The 18,425-nt window shown below is 69.1% G+C and carries 15 protein-coding genes; 4 read left to right on the plus strand and 11 right to left on the minus strand.

Annotated features, from left to right (window positions below; genetic code table 11):
• Positions 1–20: 20 nt before the first annotated feature.
• The 7 genes from HNQ61_RS29565 to HNQ61_RS12860 all read right to left on the minus strand — a co-directional run bounded on the left by HNQ61_RS29565 (position 21) and on the right by HNQ61_RS12860 (position 8,969).
• Positions 21–1,487: a restriction endonuclease subunit S gene (locus HNQ61_RS29565; protein ID WP_170033476.1), complete on the minus strand. Its 1,467-nt coding sequence runs from the start codon at positions 1,485–1,487 to the stop codon at positions 21–23.
• Complete coding sequence (locus tag HNQ61_RS12835) at positions 1,480–2,919, minus strand: class I SAM-dependent DNA methyltransferase (RefSeq protein WP_170033478.1); 1,440 nt, start codon at positions 2,917–2,919, stop codon at positions 1,480–1,482. Before HNQ61_RS12835 ends, HNQ61_RS29565 begins: the two co-directional genes overlap by 8 nt.
• Positions 2,920–2,935: 16 nt before the next feature.
• On the minus strand, positions 2,936–6,331 hold the full coding sequence (hsdR, locus tag HNQ61_RS12840) for a type I restriction-modification system endonuclease (protein ID WP_170033480.1): 3,396 nt from the start codon (positions 6,329–6,331) through the stop codon (positions 2,936–2,938).
• 144 nt (positions 6,332–6,475) lie between these two features.
• A complete protein-coding gene (locus HNQ61_RS12845) occupies positions 6,476–7,051 on the minus strand; it encodes a thiamine phosphate synthase (protein WP_205761345.1) in 576 nt (191 codons plus the stop codon).
• Positions 7,048–7,833, minus strand: coding sequence for a thiazole synthase (gene thiG / locus HNQ61_RS12850; protein WP_338088119.1), 786 nt, complete (start codon positions 7,831–7,833; stop codon positions 7,048–7,050). Before thiG ends, HNQ61_RS12845 begins: the two co-directional genes overlap by 4 nt.
• A complete protein-coding gene (gene thiS / locus HNQ61_RS12855) occupies positions 7,830–8,051 on the minus strand; it encodes a sulfur carrier protein ThiS (RefSeq protein WP_170033482.1) in 222 nt (73 codons plus the stop codon). The genes thiG and thiS overlap by 4 nt, the downstream gene beginning before the upstream one ends.
• A gap of 108 nt (positions 8,052–8,159) precedes the next feature.
• Positions 8,160–8,969, minus strand: coding sequence for an SDR family NAD(P)-dependent oxidoreductase (locus HNQ61_RS12860; protein ID WP_170033484.1), 810 nt, complete (start codon positions 8,967–8,969; stop codon positions 8,160–8,162).
• Positions 8,970–9,009: 40 nt separating this feature from the next.
• On the opposite strand from HNQ61_RS12860, the gene HNQ61_RS12865 reads away from it, so the two are divergent.
• Positions 9,010–9,396 carry a winged helix-turn-helix transcriptional regulator gene (locus tag HNQ61_RS12865; protein ID WP_170033486.1) on the plus strand — a complete coding sequence of 129 codons (387 nt, stop codon included), beginning with the start codon at positions 9,010–9,012 and terminating at the stop codon, positions 9,394–9,396.
• A gap of 508 nt (positions 9,397–9,904) precedes the next feature.
• On the opposite strand, the gene thiO is transcribed toward HNQ61_RS12865, so the two are convergent.
• The 3 genes from thiO to HNQ61_RS12880 all read right to left on the minus strand — a co-directional run bounded on the left by thiO (position 9,905) and on the right by HNQ61_RS12880 (position 12,511).
• Positions 9,905–11,056 carry a glycine oxidase ThiO gene (gene thiO, locus HNQ61_RS12870; RefSeq protein ID WP_170033488.1) on the minus strand — a complete coding sequence of 384 codons (1,152 nt, stop codon included), beginning with the start codon at positions 11,054–11,056 and terminating at the stop codon, positions 9,905–9,907.
• A gap of 148 nt (positions 11,057–11,204) precedes the next feature.
• Positions 11,205–11,957 (minus strand): protein phosphatase 2C domain-containing protein, encoded by a 753-nt coding sequence (locus tag HNQ61_RS12875; protein ID WP_170033490.1) that lies wholly within the window; start codon positions 11,955–11,957, stop codon positions 11,205–11,207.
• Entirely contained in the window at positions 11,954–12,511 is a 558-nt protein-coding gene (locus HNQ61_RS12880) for an FHA domain-containing protein (RefSeq protein ID WP_170033492.1), read from the minus strand. The genes HNQ61_RS12875 and HNQ61_RS12880 overlap by 4 nt, the downstream gene beginning before the upstream one ends.
• Before the next feature lie 930 nt (positions 12,512–13,441).
• Between HNQ61_RS12880 and cax the strand changes: the two genes are divergently transcribed.
• On the plus strand, positions 13,442–14,569 hold the full coding sequence (gene cax / locus HNQ61_RS12885) for a calcium/proton exchanger (protein ID WP_205761348.1): 1,128 nt from the start codon (positions 13,442–13,444) through the stop codon (positions 14,567–14,569).
• A gap of 472 nt (positions 14,570–15,041) precedes the next feature.
• Here the strand turns inward: cax and ispG are convergent, their stop codons facing one another.
• Positions 15,042–16,283 (minus strand): flavodoxin-dependent (E)-4-hydroxy-3-methylbut-2-enyl-diphosphate synthase, encoded by a 1,242-nt coding sequence (gene ispG, locus HNQ61_RS12890; protein WP_170035910.1) that lies wholly within the window; start codon positions 16,281–16,283, stop codon positions 15,042–15,044.
• 206 nt (positions 16,284–16,489) lie between these two features.
• Here ispG and HNQ61_RS12895 point away from each other — a divergent pair, with 206 nt between their 5' ends.
• The gene (locus HNQ61_RS12895) at positions 16,490–17,089 is read left to right on the plus strand and encodes a hypothetical protein (protein ID WP_170033494.1); all 600 of its coding nucleotides are present in this window, start codon (positions 16,490–16,492) and stop codon (positions 17,087–17,089) included.
• A gap of 84 nt (positions 17,090–17,173) precedes the next feature.
• Positions 17,174–18,352 carry a M20/M25/M40 family metallo-hydrolase gene (locus HNQ61_RS12900; protein WP_170033496.1) on the plus strand — a complete coding sequence of 393 codons (1,179 nt, stop codon included), beginning with the start codon at positions 17,174–17,176 and terminating at the stop codon, positions 18,350–18,352.
• The last annotated feature ends 73 nt before the right edge of the window (positions 18,353–18,425 follow it).

An 18,425-nucleotide genomic window follows, 5' to 3' on the forward strand; every position in this document is an offset into this window, starting at 1 on the left:
ACGCGGGTCCGGGCCCGCCGTCAGCCCTGCCCGGAAGCCGCGGTCGCGCGCTTGCGGCGGCCGCCTTTTCGCTCGCCTTGCGCCTCGCGCTCCGCCCGGATCCGCTCCAGCAGCACGCTCGCCGGCTCGTCATCCGGGTCCTGCGGCACAAGTTCCCCGCGGAAGGCTTTGGCGAGGATCGCCTGTTCAAGAGCGTACATGCCTTCCGTTGCTCCCTGTTGTGCTTTTCTGAGTGCTGTGAGTTCCAGCCGATCCTTCAAACGCGCCAAAAGGACCGGGATCTCTTTCTCAGGAGGGAGGGGTATGGGTGTAGCGCGTAGATCGACGAGGTGGATGTGCTGCAAGCCCGTCCCAGTTGCCTTCATTCCAGCCTGAACCTGAGGTGAGGTAAGCGCTTGCGCCAAGTACTCGCCGATGAGATCACTGACGGGCTTGATCAACGCCACCGAAACAAAGATTGAAAAGGGGCAATCCGATTCGATCCGACGTACGACTCCCAAAGTTCCGTCTTTGGAAACCAGAATGTCCCCCTTCTCAGGAGCGGTGCGTCGCGTAAACTCCCGATGGTCATCTTCCGAGATATACTTTGTGTTCTCAAACGATAGCCCGGGTCCCGCAGTGAGGTTCTTTACCGTTATGAATGGCACACCCGCGTCGACGTACACAGGTTTGCTGTGAACGCCATCTGTAACCTTCGTCGAGAGGTGCTCAACTGTGGTCCACTCCCAGCCAACGGGCAGGTCTGGCATTTCCGCTGAGGAGAACGCCCGTGGTTCTGGGTACGTCCGCCGTTTGTTGGTTCCTTCCTGAACCCCGGCATCCCATTTGGCGCGCCGTTGATGGCGAATCTCCGATAGGAGTTTCGCCGCGGGCTCCACGTCGGGATTGTTCGCGCGCCAGCCCGCGGTCAGGTCCCCGCGGAAGGCGCTCGCGAGCACGGACTGGCGCAGGCGATCCAGCAACTCGGGAGTTTTTGCCAAAGCAGTCCGCGCGATGCCTGCCTTGGCGCGCAGCTCTTCAACCTCACATACAATCCGATATTGCTCCGCAATTGGCGGCAGGAGGAGTGTAATCGCACCGAGATCCGCTTGGCTGATTACACCTTGAGCCGAGCCCGCAGATCCACGGCGCAGTTCCTGGACTCTAGGAAGCAGGGTATAGTAGAGGAACTTTGTATCCAAAGCCGACGTGGGCCGGATCGCAGCTACACTCCGGCCGATTGCCGCGTCGACGGCTAAGTTGAGCTTCCCGGCAGTCGCACCTACAACACACACCAACACGTCACCTGAGCGGGCCATTTTGAGAGGCTTGGTCGTCCACTCTCTTATCAGTGGATGTAAACTGCCGAACTCACCCGCCTTCACGAAAACGGTGCCATTTTGGGAGCGATTGCAGGTATCGCCGGGTGGAGCCTGTCCCATGACGAACTCTGCTACCTCGCCGAGCCGAACCGCGGCCCACCCGGGAGGAATTGTGGCGTCACTCACTCGAGAACTGCCTTTCACCCGCCAGTAGCGCGGTGAGTTCTTCCATCTCGCTCAGCGCTTCCTGAAGACGGAGCGTGATCTCGGCGGCGATCTCGTCGGGCTCGGGAAGGTCTTCGTGGCGCTCGGCGTTTTCATCGCGCAGCCACGAGATGTCCAGGTTGTCGCCCCGCGCCGCGATTTCCTCGCGCGAGAAGCAGCGGAAGCGGCCCTCCGCTCCCTCATCCCGCCGCTCCGCCCCACCCAGCGGATCCGCGCCGAACGCCGCCTCGAACTCCGCGAAGTGCTCCCGCGTAAGCGGCGTGCGCTTTCCGAACGACGGCATGTTGGTGCGCAGATCGTAGATCCACACCCGCCGCGTGTTGCCCGCGTCCGTGGCGCCGCGCCGAAAGAACAGCACGTTCGTCTTGACGCCCTGCGCGTAGAAGATCCCCGTGGGCAGGCGCAGAATGGTGTGCAGGTCGCACTTGTCCATCAGGTCGGCGCGAATGCGCGTGCCCACGCCTTCCTCGAACAGCACGTTGTCGGGCAGCACCACCGCCGCGCGGCCGCCCGGCTTGAGCACCCGGTAGATGTGCTGCAGAAACGCGAGCTGCTTGTTCCCCGTGGGAAAGGTGAAGTCGTCGCGCGCCGGCGCGCCCCCGCCGCGCTTGGTGCCGAACGGCGGATTGGTGAGCACCACGTCCGCCGTCTGCAGCGCCTTGCCCTGTTCGGAGAGCGTGTCGCCCAGCAGCAGGTGCCCGTCGATGTCGTGCAGCAGCGCGTTCATCAGCAGCAGGCGCTGCGCGTCGGGCACCAGCTCCATGGCCCAGAACGCCTGCTCGCGCTGGAACGCCGCCGCCTTTTCATCCAGCGTGAAAAGATCGTCGGTGGCGTCCTTGATGTACCGGTCGGCCGTGATCAGAAACCCGCCCGTCCCCGCGGCCGGATCCTGAACCACCTCGCCCGCCCGCGGCTGCACGCACGCGACGATGGATTCGATGAGAGGCCGCGGCGTAAAGTACTGGCCCGCGCCGCTCTTCTGCTCCGTGGCGTTCTTTTCCAGCAGCCCCTCGTACAGATCGCCCAGCCCTTCCTGGCGCGCGCTGTACCAGTCCAGTTCGTCGATGCTGGACACCAGCTTGGAAAGGTTGCGCGGCTCGCGCAGCGCGGTGGACGCGCCCGTGTAGATGGACTGCACCCGCGCGGAGCCGTGCGCGCCCAGCCGCACCAGCAGCTCGCGATAGAAGTGAAGCTGGCCCACGCCCTTGAGCCGGGTGAGGTCTTCCCAGCGGTACCCCTCGGGAAGCTGCTCCTCGCGCCCCGTCTCGCGAGCCATCTTGAGGAACAGCAGGTACGTGAGCTCGGTGACGTACTGGTGATACGTGATGCCGTCGTCCCGCAGAACGTGGCACAGTCCCCACAGCTTCTGAACAATCTCGCGCGTGTCGGTCATGCTGCCTTGGGTAGGATCAGGCGCTGGCGCGCCAGACCTCGTCGTGAAGCTCGGCCCGCACCTCTTCGAGCTGGCCGTCAAAGAAAAACCGGTTGATGCGATCGAAGCCGCCGCCCTGCTCCAGGAACAGCCCGGAATCCAGCGCCGCGCGGTCCACCACCGTTTCCAGCACCATCTGCCGCCCGATGCGTTCCAGCCACTGGCGCTGCGGCGCGAGCCACGCGCGGGACGACAGAATCTTGCGCAGCGCGCGGCCAACCCGCTCTTCGTACGGCACCAGCGGCTCGCGCAGGGCAGCCTGCCGCACGTACCCGATAATGGTGGCCGCGATGTCCTGGTTGGTGGCGTCCTGCCACGCGGTGCGCAGGTTGGCCTCGGTAAAGCCGCGCAGCCCCAGCTCCAGCGCCAGTTCCTTCAACTGCTGCCGGGTAAGATCACGCGGCCGCTGCAGCACCACCGTCAGCGCCGGGATCTCGTTCAGGTGCGTCCGCAGGTATTCGGCGAAGCTTTCCAGAAAATCGGCCGGGCGCTGGCCGTTTCCGTAGCCGTGCTCCACGCGGCGCACCTCGTCGCGGTGGTCGGAAACCAGCAGCCGCGTCCCGCCTCCCGCGCGGAACTCGTCCAGCAGTCCCGGAAGCCCGGGGTGCGCGGCCATGAAGCCGGCCGCCTCCGCCGGAGCCAGCCCGGCAAGGTGGTCGGCCAGGTGGCGGATGTCCAACCCCGTCAGGGCCTCCACGTCGTCGCCGTGCGAGCCCTGCAGCCGGGCACCGCCGCGCCGCAGCTTGGCCACGATCTGGTCGCGCACCGCGGCCCGCAGGTCATCGTCCGCCAGTTCGGCCAGTTCCGCCGCCAGCTGCTCGAAGCCGATGGAAGGGTTGGGCAGAACCGGCTTCATGTCGGTGTAGGCCTGAAGCGAGGCGTACAGGTCCACCGCGTCGTAGATGGTGAACGATTCCTTCACCAGCCCGTGCCCGTCCAGATCCTTCATGAGCCGCGTGGCGCGCCCCAGCATCTGCTCGTACAGAATGCGGCTGCGCACGCGGCGCAGAAACACCAGGTTCACGATCTTGGGGACGTCGATCCCCGTGGTCAGCAGGTCCACCGTCACCGCCACCACGGGCTGCTGCTCGTTGCGGAAGCGGCGGACGAGTTGGGACGGGTTCTCGGCCGCGCCGGTGATCTTGGCCACCGCGTCGTACGGCACGTCGCCGTACCGTTCGGCAAAGGCGCTCCTCAGCAGCCGCACCACCAGATCCGCGTGCGCGTCGTTCACGCAGAAGACCAGCGTCTTTCCCGGCGCGGCGGGGTCGATGTGCCGCGCCAGCTCGTCACACACCACGCGATTGAAGTCCTCGACAACAACCCTGCTGTTGAACTTCTCCACATCCATCCGGATCTCGTCCGGTGCCTCGAACACCTCGATCTCCTGCGTGGACGGATCCAGCGCCTGCACCGCCTCGCCGCGCTCCCAAGTGATGCCGTCTTCCGCCAGCACCGTCACAATGCGGGTGGGCGGACGGTGGTCCACCAGGTAGCCGTCCACCACCGCCTGCCGGTAGCTGTACTGAAACACGGGCCGGCCAAAGATCTCGGTGCTGTGCTGCGCGGGCGTGGCGGTGAGCCCGATCTTTACCGCGTCAAAGTACTCGATCAGGCGGCGGTACTTGGAGATGTAGTCGTCCTCGCTGCGGAACAGGAGCTCCGCCGCGCTCATCTCGCGGTCCAGCGTGTACCCGCGGTGGCACTCGTCCACGATCACGCAGTCGTACGCGTCCACCGGCGGGGCGCCACCGTCCGCGTACAGCACCCGCTTCACCATCCCCTGCACCGTGGCGATGTCCACCACGGTGTCCTCATCCGCGGGGCGGTCCACCCGGGCGACCTCGTGGGCGCTGGTGAAGGTGTACGTTCCCTCCACGGTGACGGACGAAAACACGCCGTGCGCCTGCTCGCCGAGCGTGTTGCGGTCCACCAGGAACAGCACCCGGCGAAACAGCCCCGACTCCAGCAGGCGGTGCAGCAGAATGACGGCGACCCGCGTCTTGCCCGTGCCGGTCGCCATGGCCACCATCACGCGGCGCTCGCCCCGCAGCAGGGCGGCCTCCACTGCCTGAATGGCCTGCACCTGATACTCACGAAGGTCGGGCCCGTGCGGGTCCGTGGCACGGAGAGCTTCTTCCGCGGCGGCGACGTCCTGCGCAAGCAGGTTTCGCAGGCCCTCCGGGCTGTACCATCCCGCCAGGGCCCGGGGATGGTTGGTGCGCCGGCGCGCGTCGCGGAACCACACTCCGCTGCGCTCCTGAACCTGGGCCAGGTACCCGCGCCCATTGGCGGCAAACAGAAACGGAATGTGGTGCCCGTCCCAGGGACCGCCCGCTGGCTGCGCATGGGCGCCCGGCGAGTAGTCGCGGCTGTACCGGGCGGCCTGCTCCAGCGCTCCGGGTACGTTGACGCCGGCCCGCTTGGCCTCCACTGCCGCCACCGCGACGAGGCCGTCAAACAGGACGTAGTCCGCCGGTCCGCTGGCCGTGGGCCACTCGGCGATCGCGATGCTGCGGCCCCGCTCCGGCCGGGTTCCCGCGCCGTACCGCAGGACGCGGGTGTCGGCTTCCCATCCGGCGTCGCGCAGCTGCTGGTCGATGCGCTCGCGGGTTTCCGCCTCCCCCATGCTCATCAGCGAAGCCGCCGCACGGGCACGGTTGCGCCAGGCTTCCGTCGCTTCGTCCGCGGGCGCGGGAGCCGCGGCCGCCGCGGCCAGTTCTGCCGCCAGGCGGGCCCGCTCGTCCGCCAGCAACCCTTCCAGCTCGGCCGCGAGTTCCAGCGCGGCGTCGCGGTCGGATGTCGACGACTGAGCGCGGTTCTCCGCTTCGCGCCGCAGTTCGGCCTCCAGTTCCGCCGCGAACCCCGCTTCTTCCACGCGGCGGCGCTGTTCATCGACCTCGCGGCGCAGCTGATCAACCTGGTCCCGCAGTTCCGCGGCCTGATCGCCCGGCCGCTGGGGCCGCACGAACGCGCCAGGGCTGAACTGTGCATCCTTGAACGTGCGGTGAAACCAGACGCCCAGTTCGCGGGCCACCTTGAGCATGTGGACCGCCTGGCCCAGATCGCCCTGGAACGCGTGGACGGCGTCGTTCCCTATCTGCCGCAGGGCGTGAAACTGGTCGGCCACGTCCCGGGGCAGAAGACCGTCGCCCGCCAGCAGGTTGATCAACCCGAACTGCGTCGTGCCCGCGCCCGCGGGAACACCGCCTTCCAACGCGGTCCGCTGAAGCAGGGCCTCGCCGAACTGGCGAAGTTTGAGCAGCGCGGTGTTGGGATCGTCGACGGCGTAGAGTTCCGCCAGCGAGCCCAGCGTGGCAAGCAGCGGATCGTGGACGTTCAGAAACGCGAAATTCGGAGAATTGGACTTCATGAAAGACAGCGGGGCGTGAGCGAGGCGAACCGGGAGCGAGCGGCCAAGAATTCTAGCCGGAACGCAACAGTTCCCGCAATCGCGCGTGCAAGTTGCTGACGGCCCGGTGGGCGGGGCCGCACCGCTGAAGCGGACATGGAATCGTCAGCATCCCCCGCCCCACGCCGCGCGGATGGCGGCGACGGCACAGGCTCCGGCGCGGAGGCAGGCGGGGGCGAGCGCGGGCGTGACGCCGCCCAGCGCGACGACGGGGATCGGCGCGGCGGCGCAGACCTCGGCCAGCACGGCGAGGCCCAGCGGCGGGCCTTTTCCGTCGACCGGAAAGATGGGGGAAAACGTGGCGTAGTCCGCACCGGCGGCCGCCGCGGCGTGGATCCCGGCCGCGTCGTGGCGCGAGGCGCCGATCAGCGCGGCGGGGCCCAGAATCGCGCGGGCGGCCGCGACGTCGCCGCGCTCGGGAAGGTGCACGCCGTCGGCGCCGGACACGCGCGCGGCCTCCGCATCCGCATGGACGAGGAGGAGCGCACCCGCCGCGCGGCAGAGGGGAAGAATCTCCTCCGCCCAGACAACCAGATCGGCGGGCGAGATGCCCGGCTCGCGGAGCAGGACGGCCGCGGAGCTGGCGGATTCGAGAAGGCGGCGGACCGCGGCGGGGGTGGCCTGCGCGCGGCCGCCGATCGCCAGCAGACGGAACGGCAGCGCGCCCGGCCCGCCGCTCACGTGCCGATCAGTCCCTCGGTGGGCGACGAGGCCTGCGCGTACAGCCGCTCGGGAATGCGGCCGGCGTCGCGCGCCAGCATCCCCGCCTCGATCGCCAGGCGCATCGCGCGCGCCATCTGCGCGGGACGCTGCGCCTCCGCCACGGCGGTGTTCAGCAGCACGCCGTCCATCCCCAACTCCATGGCGCGCGCGGCGTCGCTGGCCGTGCCGATCCCCGCATCCACGATCACCGGCGCGTCCTGCACCAGTTCGCGGATGATGCGCAGGTTGTACGGATTGCGCAGCCCCGCCCCGCTGCCGATGGGCGCACCCAGCGGCATGACGGCGGCCACCCCCAGATCCGCCAGCTTGCGGCAGGCGACCGGGTCGTCATTGGTGTACGCGAACACCTGAAAGCCGTCACGGACAAGCTCCGACGCGGCGCGCAGCGTCTGCTCCACGTCGGGAAAAAGCGTGCGGTCGTCGCCGATGACCTCCAGCTTGATCCAGTCCGTCTCCAGCGCCTCGCGGGCCAGGTGCGCGGTCAGCACCGCATCCTTTGCCGTCATGCACCCCGCGGTGTTGGGGAGCAGCGCCAGGCGGTCGCGGGGGATGAGTTCCAGAATGCTTTCGCCGGTGCCGCCCTGCAGCCGCATGCGGCGGATGCTGACGGTGACGATTTCCGCGCCGGACGCATCGATCGCCTCCAGGAGCGTGGCGGCGTCGGGATAGCGCGAGGTGCCCAGCAGCAGGCGCGAAGTGAATGCGCGCCCGGCCAGAAGCCAGGGTTCGGCCACGCTCACCCGCCCTGCAGCGCGGTGACGATCTCCACCTCGTCGCCCGGCTGCACCGCGGTGGCGGACCACTGCCGGCGCGGCACCACGCTGCCGTTTTGCGCCACGGCGACGGCCGCCGTGGCGTCCGCGGCCACGCCCCGGTGCGCGAGCAGCACGTCCAGCGTGCCGGCGGGAACCTGGGCCGGCGCGCCGTTCAGGCGGATGGGGATCAGGATGCTTTCCATCGATGAATGACCTTCCGTGAAGACTGTGGCGGGCCCCGGATTCCGGCCCGCGCGATGTGTCCAAAGATAATGCATGGACGGCGTTTGCGCCGGTGCACCACGGCGTGGCTAGAGCCCGGGCCACATCCCGCCATCGAGCCTCAGGTTGGCACCCGTGATGTAGCCGGCCCGGGGACTGACGAGAAAGGCGATCGCGTCGGCGATCTCTTCCAGCGTTCCCACCCGGCCCATGGGAACGTGCGCAAACACCGGGAGCACCGCCTGCTCGATCTCGGCCCACGGTGCATCCGCCGAAATCCCCCGAGTGACAGCCGCGTCCCGAAAGGCCTGGTCGAGGCTGATGCTGTGGATCGTTCCCGGAGAAACCGTGTTCGCCGTAATCCCATCCATCGCCACGGCCTTGGCAAGAGAGGCGGTCATGGCGATCATCGCCGCCTTGGCCGCGGCGTAGTCCGGGCGCCTGGCGGGCGGCATCAGCGCCGCGAGGCTGGAGATGTTGACGATCCTTCCCCACTTCGCCTCCCGCATGCCGGGGAGGAGGAGCGACGTGACCCTGACCGCCGCGAGCACGTTGCGGTCGTACCCGGCCGCCCAGGTCCCGGGGCGCGTCGTGGCCCAGTCCTCCGTCTCGCCGGACCCGCCCGCGTTGTTGATCAGGATGCCGATGGTCCTGGCGAAAGACCGCGCTTCATCCACGAGGCGCCGCACGTCGTCGTCGTTCGTCAGATCGCCGGTGACCGCGTGCGCGCGTCCGCCCTGGGCGACGATGTCGTGCGCCACTGCCTCGGTCCGGGTCCGGTCGCGTCCGTGGATGATGACGATGGCGCCCTGGCGGGCAAGTCCCCGGGCCACCCCTTCGCCGATCCCTTTGCTGCTGCCCGTGACCAATGCAACTTTTCCATCCAGTTTCAGATCCACTGCGTCACTCCCTGTTGGTGTCAGGGCTGGATATGAGGAGATGACGGCGGATCAGGCAACTACGCACGGAAAGGTGCCTGTGGAACGCGAGGAGAGAGATGCCTGTCTGGGCGCGGACGGATCGGTCGCGCACGTGACTCGGGTGCTGCGCATGATCAGCGGACGGTGGAAGCTGCCGATCCTGTTCCGCCTGTTCGCGGAGCCGTCGATGCGGAGTTCGCAGTTCCTGCGGGACATTCCCGACATCTCGCAGAAGATGCTTACGCAGCAGCTGCGGGCGTTGGAGAACGACGGGATTGTCGCCCGCCGCGACTTCGGGGAGCAGCCGCCGCGGGTGGAGTACGAGCTGACGGATTCAGGGCGCAGCCTGATGCCGGTGCTGATGTCGGTGAGGGAGTTCTCACGGCGGCATCCTGGAGGACGCTGAGGGGCGGTCAGTAGCGGTGATGCCCGCACCGTCCGCCACTTGCTCCATCAGGATGATGCCTTGCGCGGGGTTCGACGAGGAAGCGGAGAACGGCGGATTCGTGTGCTTCGGATGATTCGGTGCGGCCGCGGGCACCCCTCTCCCCCCGGCCCCCTCTCCCGCAAGCGGGAGAGGGGGAGACCTCACCCTGGCGGCAGGCTTCGGAGCCCGTCCGCGACTTTCGTCCGGCGGTTGAAACCGCGCCTCGAAAGACACAAAGTCCGCCTGCGCGGACTGGGTACAAGCGTCCCGAATGCAGTTGAAGCCCCGATCGTGGACGCGACAGCGGCCGCGAGTCGGGGGTTCCCGCTTCTGGAGCGGCGGATTCATTCGCTCAGGATAGATGCGGCACGCTTGGCACTCCGCTCCCCGCACCGAACTCTCGCCTTGAACAACCCGCCCCCTCTTTTTTGGCCGAGGGTGGGCCGGTGGTGCCGGCCCGGGCGGGGGCCGCCGATCAGCCCGCCGATCAGCCGAAGCGGGAGAGCGCAAAGGGGAGGATGGCGTCCGGCGCACGGCCGGTGGCGAGCAGGTCGGCCATCGCCAGCGCGGTGGCGGGGGTGAGGAGGATGCCGTTGCGGCCGTGGCCCGTCGCCAGATACAGCCCATCCACCGGCGTGGCGCCCAGCACCGGCAGCCCGTCGCGGCTTACGGGACGCAGCCCGGCCCACGTCTGCAGCAGCGGCAGATCGTAGATCCCCGGCAGCACCTCCCACGAATCGCGCAGCAGATCCAGCACCCCGCCCGCCGTCATCCGCACGTCGAACCCCGCCTCCTCGCTCGTCGCGCCCACCACCAGACGGCCGTCCTCGCGCGGAACCAGGTACACGCGCCGCGTGCGAACGACGTGCGCAAGCGTGAGCAGCGGCGACATCTCCAGCGCCAGAAGCTGTCCCTTCACCGGGCGGACGGGCGGCGCGGCCGTGGCCGTCGCTCCATCCGCCAGCAGCAGCCGCGTCCACGATCCCGCGCAGACCAGCACGCGCCGCGCGCCGATCCGCTCCTCCGCCCCGTCCTCCGCGCCGGAGGGCCGCGCCCACACGCCCGCCGCGCGGCCGCCGTCCACGTCGATGCGCGACGCCTCCCATCCCTCCCGCAACACGCCGCCGCGCGCGACAAACGCCCGCCGCAGCGCCGCGCCCAGAAGCCGGCTGTCCACCTGGTGGTCCGTGGGCGCAAAGAGCGCGGCGGGCACGCGCGGGCCCAGGTGCGGTTCGCGTTCGCGGGCCTCGTCGCCGCCCATCCACTGCGTGGGCAGGCCGAGCTCCTGGTGATATACCCACTGCCGCCGCAGCCACGCCGCCTCGTCGCGGTCCGCCGCGGCGATCACCGTCCCCTCGGTCCGCAGCCCGACGGACCGCCCCGCATCCTCCTCCAGTTCCGCCGCGAACCGGGGATACAGGTCCAGCGACGCCCGCCCGAACGCGAGCGCGTGCGGATCGTCGAAGCCGGCCTCGGAAAGCGGCGCCAGCATTCCCGCCGCGGCCCACCACGCGCCGCTGGGACGATCACAATCCGCCACGTCGCGCTCGAGGACGGTGGTCTCCACCCCCGCCCGCGCGAGCCGCCACCCGATGGCCAGCCCCATCACCCCGCCCCCGACGATCAGCACGTCCGTCATCCGCACATCCGGCGAGAAAGGTGGATACGACGAACGGCGCCCGGCGAATGATCAGCCGGGCGCGCGCGTGTCGGAATCGGAAAGGATTGCATCGGTGGATGAACGACGATCGATCGGATGAACGATGGCGGAAGACGATGCGGATCCGTCAATCCACCACGTCGTCGATCTCCACCAGCAGGGCGGTGATGTTGTCCTTGCCGCCCTTGACGTTGGCCCCGCGGATGAGGCGCGCCACCCGCTCCTCGGGCGTCATCTTCATCGCGAGGACGCGGCCCAGGTCGCGGTCCGTCAACATCCCCGTCAGTCCATCGCTGCACAGCAGAAGCTGGTCGCCGGGGATGAGCGTGCCGGCCAGCACCTCCGGCGTGTCGAGCGGGTCGGCGCCCAGCGCGCGCGTCAGGATGTGCGACAGGTGATGGCGGCGCGCGCCGGCCGGGGTCAGCCGCCCCTCGTCCACCTCGCGCTGCACCCAGGTGTGGTCGCGCGACACCTGCGCCAGCATGCCGTCGCGCATGAGGTACGCGCGGCTGTCGCCCACATGGCCCATGCGGTACGTGCCGTCCGTGCACAGGACGATGGCCGTGCACGTGGTTCCCATCCCGAACGTTTCCGGGTGCGTTTCCACGCGGTCCAGAATCGCCCGGTCCGCGGCGCGGAAGGAGTCGATCATGGTCTGCGCGAGGGCGTCGGCATCCATCGCGGCATCCACCCCCGCCCGCAGCGCCCCCCCGATGGTGTTCGCCGCGATGCCGCTGGCGACCTCGCCCGCGGCGTGCCCGCCCATTCCGTCGGCCACGAGAAAGACGCCGCGTTCGGCATCCATCACGAAGCTGTCCTCGTTCCCCTTGCGCACCCGTCCCACGTGCGTGGCCCCGGCGGCCCGCCAGCGAAGCCTCACGGGTAGGCCACCGCCAGCACGGGGATGGGCACGCGGAGCATGCCGGTGCTCACCGGCGTGCCCTGCGTCATGGAGTACACGATCATGGCGATGGCGGCCAGGATGACGAGGATCACCACCGCGAGCCAGACCGGGAAGCCGCCGCGCTTGCGCTCTTCGCGCAGGGTGAGCGGCGCCTCGGGCGCCACGTACTCGGCGCGCGCGGCCTCGACGTTGGCGGCCTCCACCTCACGGAACTGCAACTGCACGCCGCCCAGGCGCACGGTGGCGCCGTACGGAAGGGGCGTGGCCTTCTCGGGGGCGAGGCGCGCGCCCTCCACCGCGGTGCCGTTGACGCTGCCCAGGTCGGTGATGCTCCACCCGCCGGAAGCGAACTCCAGCCGCGCGTGGCGGGCGGACACGGAATCGTCGTCGATGACCACGTCGCAGGCGGCGGCGCGGCCCAGCGTCACCACCGGCGCGGGGACGGCGAGCTCTTCACCCTGAAGCGGGCCGGCCACGCGGGCGAGGCTGGCGAGCGCTCCCGAACGCCCGGAGGGAACAAGGCTGGACATCGGCGCAGCGTCTCCTGGCTGGGATGAAAGGATTGCGGTGCAACGGGTTGCCCCCGCGGGGCGGAAGGTAGGGCCGGGCCGGGGTCCCTGCAAGTCGCGCGCACACGCGAATCATGGAGGATCGCCGTGTCCGATGTCCCGGGACGGGCTGTTTCAAAGCGGCGCCTTCATGGCTGATGAGCAGGAGGAGGACCGGTGCGCGTGGGGAGGGGCCGTGCGGGAAGGTCAGTGCGTTTCGGATGGGGTGGTGCGTGCGGAAAGGCCCCCTCTCCCCGGCCCTCTCCCCCGCTCCGCGGGAGAAAGGGAGACCTCAGCGCGGGCGAAGGCAGCGGCGCGGACAGGCGCGAAGATCACCACGGCGCGACTCTCCTGAGCGGATGAATCCGCCGCTCAAACAGCGCTAAGCCCCGACACACGGCGCTCTGCGCGATGTTCGGGGCTTCAACTGCGTACCTCGCGTAACCGCATGGATGATCGCAGCCGGCGGCCCCGTCGTTCGGGCGCGATTCCGCGCCGAGACCTGTGCCGCGCCGAGTGTCGTGGCAGGAAACGGCATCACACCCCAATGCAGTTGAAGCCCCGATCGTGGACGCGACAGCGGCCGCGAGTCGGGGGTTTCCGCTTCTGGAGCGGCGGATTCATTCGCTCTCACACCGGATGCCCGCGACCGGGCCCGAACCCACAACCCCCACAACCCCCACAACCCCGCCCGAAACGCTGCGGTTGCGGCCGACTCGCGGCCATGCGGTCGCCCCGACCCGCTGGGCACTGAGCACCCGGCCCTGAGCCCTTCCTTTCCGTCGCACTCACGCACCCCGCACCCCGCACTCACGCACTTCCCTTCCTTCCTCCGTTGCGCGCGGCGGGCCCGCGGCTTACTCTGCGCGCATCCGCGCCTGCCGCGCACCTCCCCTGTCCGGAGTACGTTTCTTGGCGACGACCGCGTCCAAACCCGGCCTGTTCACGGCCGCAAACGTGATGAACCTGCTGCTGGTCTTCGTGCCGGTGGCAATGCTGATGGAGTGGGTGTTCCACTCCTCCCCCGCCGCCATCTTCGTGGTGGCCTGCCTGGGCATCATCCCCCTGGCCGGGCAGATGGGCCACGCCACCGAGGAAATCGCCGAGCGCGTGGGCGAAGGCGTGGGCGGCCTGCTGAACGCCACCTTCGGCAACGCGGCGGAGCTCATCATCGCCATCGTGGCGCTGCGGGCCGGCCTGTTCGACCTGGTAAAGGCGTCCATCACCGGATCCATCATCGGCAACGTGCTTCTGGTGTTCGGCCTGAGCGCGCTGGCGGGCGGCCTCAAGTACGAGACGCAGCGCTTCAACCGCACGGCGGCCAGCCTGGGATCCACCCTGCTGGTGCTGAGCGGCGTGGGGCTCGTCGTGCCCGCCATCTTTCACATGCTGGTGGGCGCCACGGCGCCGGGCGCGGAGCGCAACCTGAGCACCGAGATCGCGGTGGTGCTCATGGTGACGTACATCCTGAGCCTGGTGTTCACGCTCAAGACGCACCGCCACCTGTACATGGGCGACGCGGGGACGGATGCCGAGGTGGCGCACGGCCCGGCCAAGCCCATGGGGCGCAGCATCGGCAAGCTGGTGCTGGCCACCATCGGCGTGGCGGTGATGGCGGAGTTCCTGGTGGGCGCGGCCACGGAAACGGCCGAGGCGCTGGGATGGAGCGAGGTGTTCGTGGGCGTGATCGTGGTAGCCATCATCGGCAACGCGGCCGAGCACTCCACCGCCATCATCATGGCGATGAAGAACAAGATGGACGCCGCCATCAACATCGCCGTGGGCTCCAGCATTCAGGTGGCGCTCTTCGTGGCGCCGCTGCTGGTGTTTCTGAGCTACGTGATCGCGCCGCAGCCCATGGACCTCATCTTCACCCCGCTGGAGGTGCTGGCGGTGGGGCTGTGCGTGGGGATCATGGCCTTCTGCAGCAACGACGGCGAAAGCCATTGGATGGAGGGCGTGCAGCTGCTGGCGGTGTACGTGATCCTGGGGATCGCGTTCTACTTCCTCCCCGCCGCCGCCACCGCCGGGGCACACTGACCCCGGTCGGCTTCGGCTGACGACGAAAAGATGCGCAGTCCGCGGGGCGGGCTGCGCATCTTTTTCGTTATCGGTCGATGATCGTCGTCTGCGGCGGAAGGTGTTGCTCGTCCGCAGACGGGGAGGCCCCTCCCCGCTCCCCGCCCGGCCGAAGCAGTAGCACGGAGGGGAGAACGACGACTCAACTCGATCCGGATGGTGCCGCGCGGAATCCCGCGCTCCCCCCGAACCTTTCCGGCCCAGTCCGCGCAGGCGGACTTCGTGTTTTTCGAGGTGCGGTTTCAACCGCCGGCCGTCAACCGCCGGACGTCAACCGCCCGACGTCAGTCTCCGGACGTCAACCGCACGACGTCGATCGGCGGACATCCAGACGTCGGCGTTTCCTCAGAAGCTCATCATCCACAACGCCTGACGACAACTGGCGGGACCGCGCGCCGGACGGGCGCGGCCATTATCCACCTGATCGCGTCCCTTATCCCGCCAGCACCGGCTCCAGAACGCGGTTGGGATAGTGCGAGGCGACGTACTCCTCCAGGATCTGCTGAAACTCCTGCGCGATGTGGTCACCCTTGAGCGTGATGGCGTGCTCGCCGTCGATGTACACCGGCGCCTTGGGCTCCTCAAAGGTCCCCGGCAGGCTGATGCCCAGGTTGGCGTGCTTGCTTTCGCCCGGCCCGTTCACCACGCACCCCATCACCGCGACCTTCATCTCCTCCACGCCGGGGTGCGTTTCGCGCCACACGGGCATCTGGTCGCGCAGGTAGTTCTGGATCGACTCCGCCAGCTGCTGAAAGTAGGTGGAGGTCGTGCGGCCGCAGCCGGGGCAGCTGGTGACCTGCGGGCTGAACGAGCGGATCTCCAGCGACTGCAGAATCTGCTGCGCGACGTGCACCTCTTCCGTGCGGTCGCCGCCCGGCTTGGGCGTAAGCGAAACGCGGATGGTGTCGCCGATGCCTTCCTGCAGCAGAATGCTGAGGCCGGCCGCGGACGACACGATCCCCTTGGTGCCCATGCCCGCCTCGGTGAGGCCCAGGTGCAGCGGATAGTCGCTCAGCGGCGCCAGCTTGCGGTACACGGCCACCAGGTCCTGCACGCCGCTCACCTTGGCGGAAAGGATGATGCGGTCGTGCGGCAGCCCCAGCCGCTCCGCCGCCGCGGCGGATCGCATGGCGCTTTCCGTCATGGCGTTCAGCATCACTTCCTTGGCGTCCAGCGGGGCGAACGAGCGCGCGTTCGCGTCCATCATCTCGGTGAGCAGCGCCTGGTCCAGCGAGCCCCAGTTCACGCCGATGCGCACCGGCTTGCCGAACTCCATGGCCCGGTCGATGATGGCCGCGAAGTTCTCGTCGTGCCGCTTGGCGCCCACGTTGCCGGGGTTGATGCGGTACTTGGCCAGCGCCCGCGCCGCATCGGGATACTTGTGCAGCAGCAGGTGCCCGTTATAGTGAAAGTCGCCCACGATGGGCACTTCCACGCCGCGCATCCGCAGAAACTCCACGATGTGCGGCACCGCGCGCGCCGACTCTTCGTTGTTCACCGTCACGCGCACGATCTGGCTGCCCGCCCGCCAGAGCGCGGCCACCTGCCGCACCGTACCCTCGATGTCCGCCGTGTCGGTGTTGGTCATGGACTGCACCACCACCGGCGCCGCGCTCCCCACGGGAACGCCGCCCACGTGAACCGTTGCCGTCGGCCTGCGCCGGATCGCTGACATCATCTGCGGATAAATCAGGGTGCCCGTGGATCGCCAGAAAGCCCGCAAATCTAACCAAAGCGCGCACTTCGGCAAAGATGGCGCGCCGCGTCGCACCTTTGTACGCGCGCCGTCGGTCCGAAAAGGGAACACTGAAACGTCTTTCCCACTACCAGACCGCCACCTTTCCGGTCCATCCCTCCTGTCCCGCACCTGATCCGCCATCCATGAGCCACACCACCCCGCGCCGGACCCGCGCGCTGATCGCGCCCGCCCTTGCCCTGTGCGCGCTCGCGTTCCATTCGCATTCCGCCATCGCGCAGACCCCGGCGCCGGAGCCCGCGGCCGACAGCGCCGTCGTGCGCACGCAGGCCATCTCCATCCTTCCCCTGCACGCCGCCTTCGGCTTCTACGCCGGGGACTACGAGCGCGCCATCAACAACACCACCACCGTGGGTGTGGGCGGCAGCTACTTCTCCCTGGACGACCTGCGCTACTCCACGGTGGAAGCCAAGCTGCGCTACTACCCGTCCGGCGATCCGCTGCGCGGCCTTTCCTTCGGCGTCACCGCGGGACCCACGATGCTCTCCGACCGCGAGTACAACTACGAAGATGGCGACACGGAGGAGCGCCGGGAAAGCATCACCGGGCTGGGGGTCGGCTTCGAGATTTCCAAGAGCCAGCTTCTGGGTGTGGACCGGCGCTTCTACTACGCCTACGGTGCCGGGCTCAAGCGAGTCTTCTTCAACGGTGACGACGACGCGCTGTTTTCCGACGCGGAGGTCGTGCTTCCCACCCTGCGGCTTTCCGTGGGCTACGCTTTCTGATTGCGCCACGAACGCGCTGGACTTTCGGCCGGGCGGAGAGCAGGGTGCTCTTCGGCCGGCTCGTGTTTTCTGGAGATGACGAGGATGCGGATCGACGAGGCCGCGGTGCGGCGCACGCTGGCGGAACTGGTGCGGATTCCGTCCATCAACGCCGCCTTCAGCGGCGGGACGACGGATGAACGCGAGGTGGCCGCATACGTCCGCGCGCGGATGGACACGCTCGGCATGCACACCCGGGCGCACGAGCCGCGGCCGGGGCGCGTGAGCGTCGTGGGCCGGCTGCCGGGAACAGGCGGCGGCCGCTCGCTGATGCTGTACGCGCACCACGACACCGTGGGCGTGGACGGCATGCCGGACCCCTTTACGCCACGGGTGGAGGACGGGCGGATGTACGGCCGCGGCGCCTACGACATGAAGTGCGGCCTGGCCGCCTGCCTGGCCGCGGTGGAGGCCGTCGTCACGTCCGGCGCGCCGCTCGCGGGCGACCTGCTGATCGCGTCCGTGGCGGATGAGGAGGAGGCGAGCCTGGGAATGGCGGAGGTGCTGCGCCACCACACGGCGGACGCCTGCATCCTCACCGAGCCTACGGAGGTGGGCCTGGTGGTGGGCCACCGCGGGTTCTGCTGGATGGAGGTCGTCGTCCATGGCCGCGCCGCGCACGGCAGCGCGTTCGCGGAGGGGATCGACGCCAACCTGCGGATGGGGCGCGTGCTCGCGGGGCTGGAGGCGCTTTCCGTGCGGCTGCTCGCCCGTCCGCCGCACCCCGTCGTCGGCCCGCCGTCCCTGCACGCCGCGACGCTGCAGGGCGGCACGGGATTGAGCACCTACGCCGCGCGTTCCGTGCTGCAGATCGAGCGGCGGACGGTTCCGGGCGAAACAGAGGCGGATGTCGTCGGCGAGGTGCGCGAAATCCTGGACGCGCTCGCGGCGGAGGACGCCACCTTTCGCGCCGAGGTGCGCCCGCTGCTGACACGCGACCCGTGGGCGGCGCACGCGGATTCACCCATCGCCGCCGCGGTGGAGGCGGCGGCCGCGCAGGTGCTGGGCGCGCGGCCGGCACGGGGTGGAGCGCCGTACTGGATGGACGCCGCGCTGATCGGCGCGGCGGGAATCGACGCGGTGGTGATGGGCCCCGCGGGCGGCGGGGCGCACGCGCCGGAGGAGTGGGTGGACCTGGATTCGGTGCATCAGACGGCGCAGATCCTGGCGCGCACGGCCGTGGCGTTCTGCGGCGGGTCGTCCGAGCCGGGACGCGCCGCGTAGAGACGTTGACAGGACGCGTCCCGGACGGGGTGGCGCATGCCGAGGCAGCCCTCACCCCCCAGCCCCCTCTCCC

It is taken from the genome of Longimicrobium terrae, assembly GCF_014202995.1.
GTDB classification, from domain to species: Bacteria; Gemmatimonadota; Gemmatimonadetes; order Longimicrobiales; family Longimicrobiaceae; genus Longimicrobium; species Longimicrobium terrae.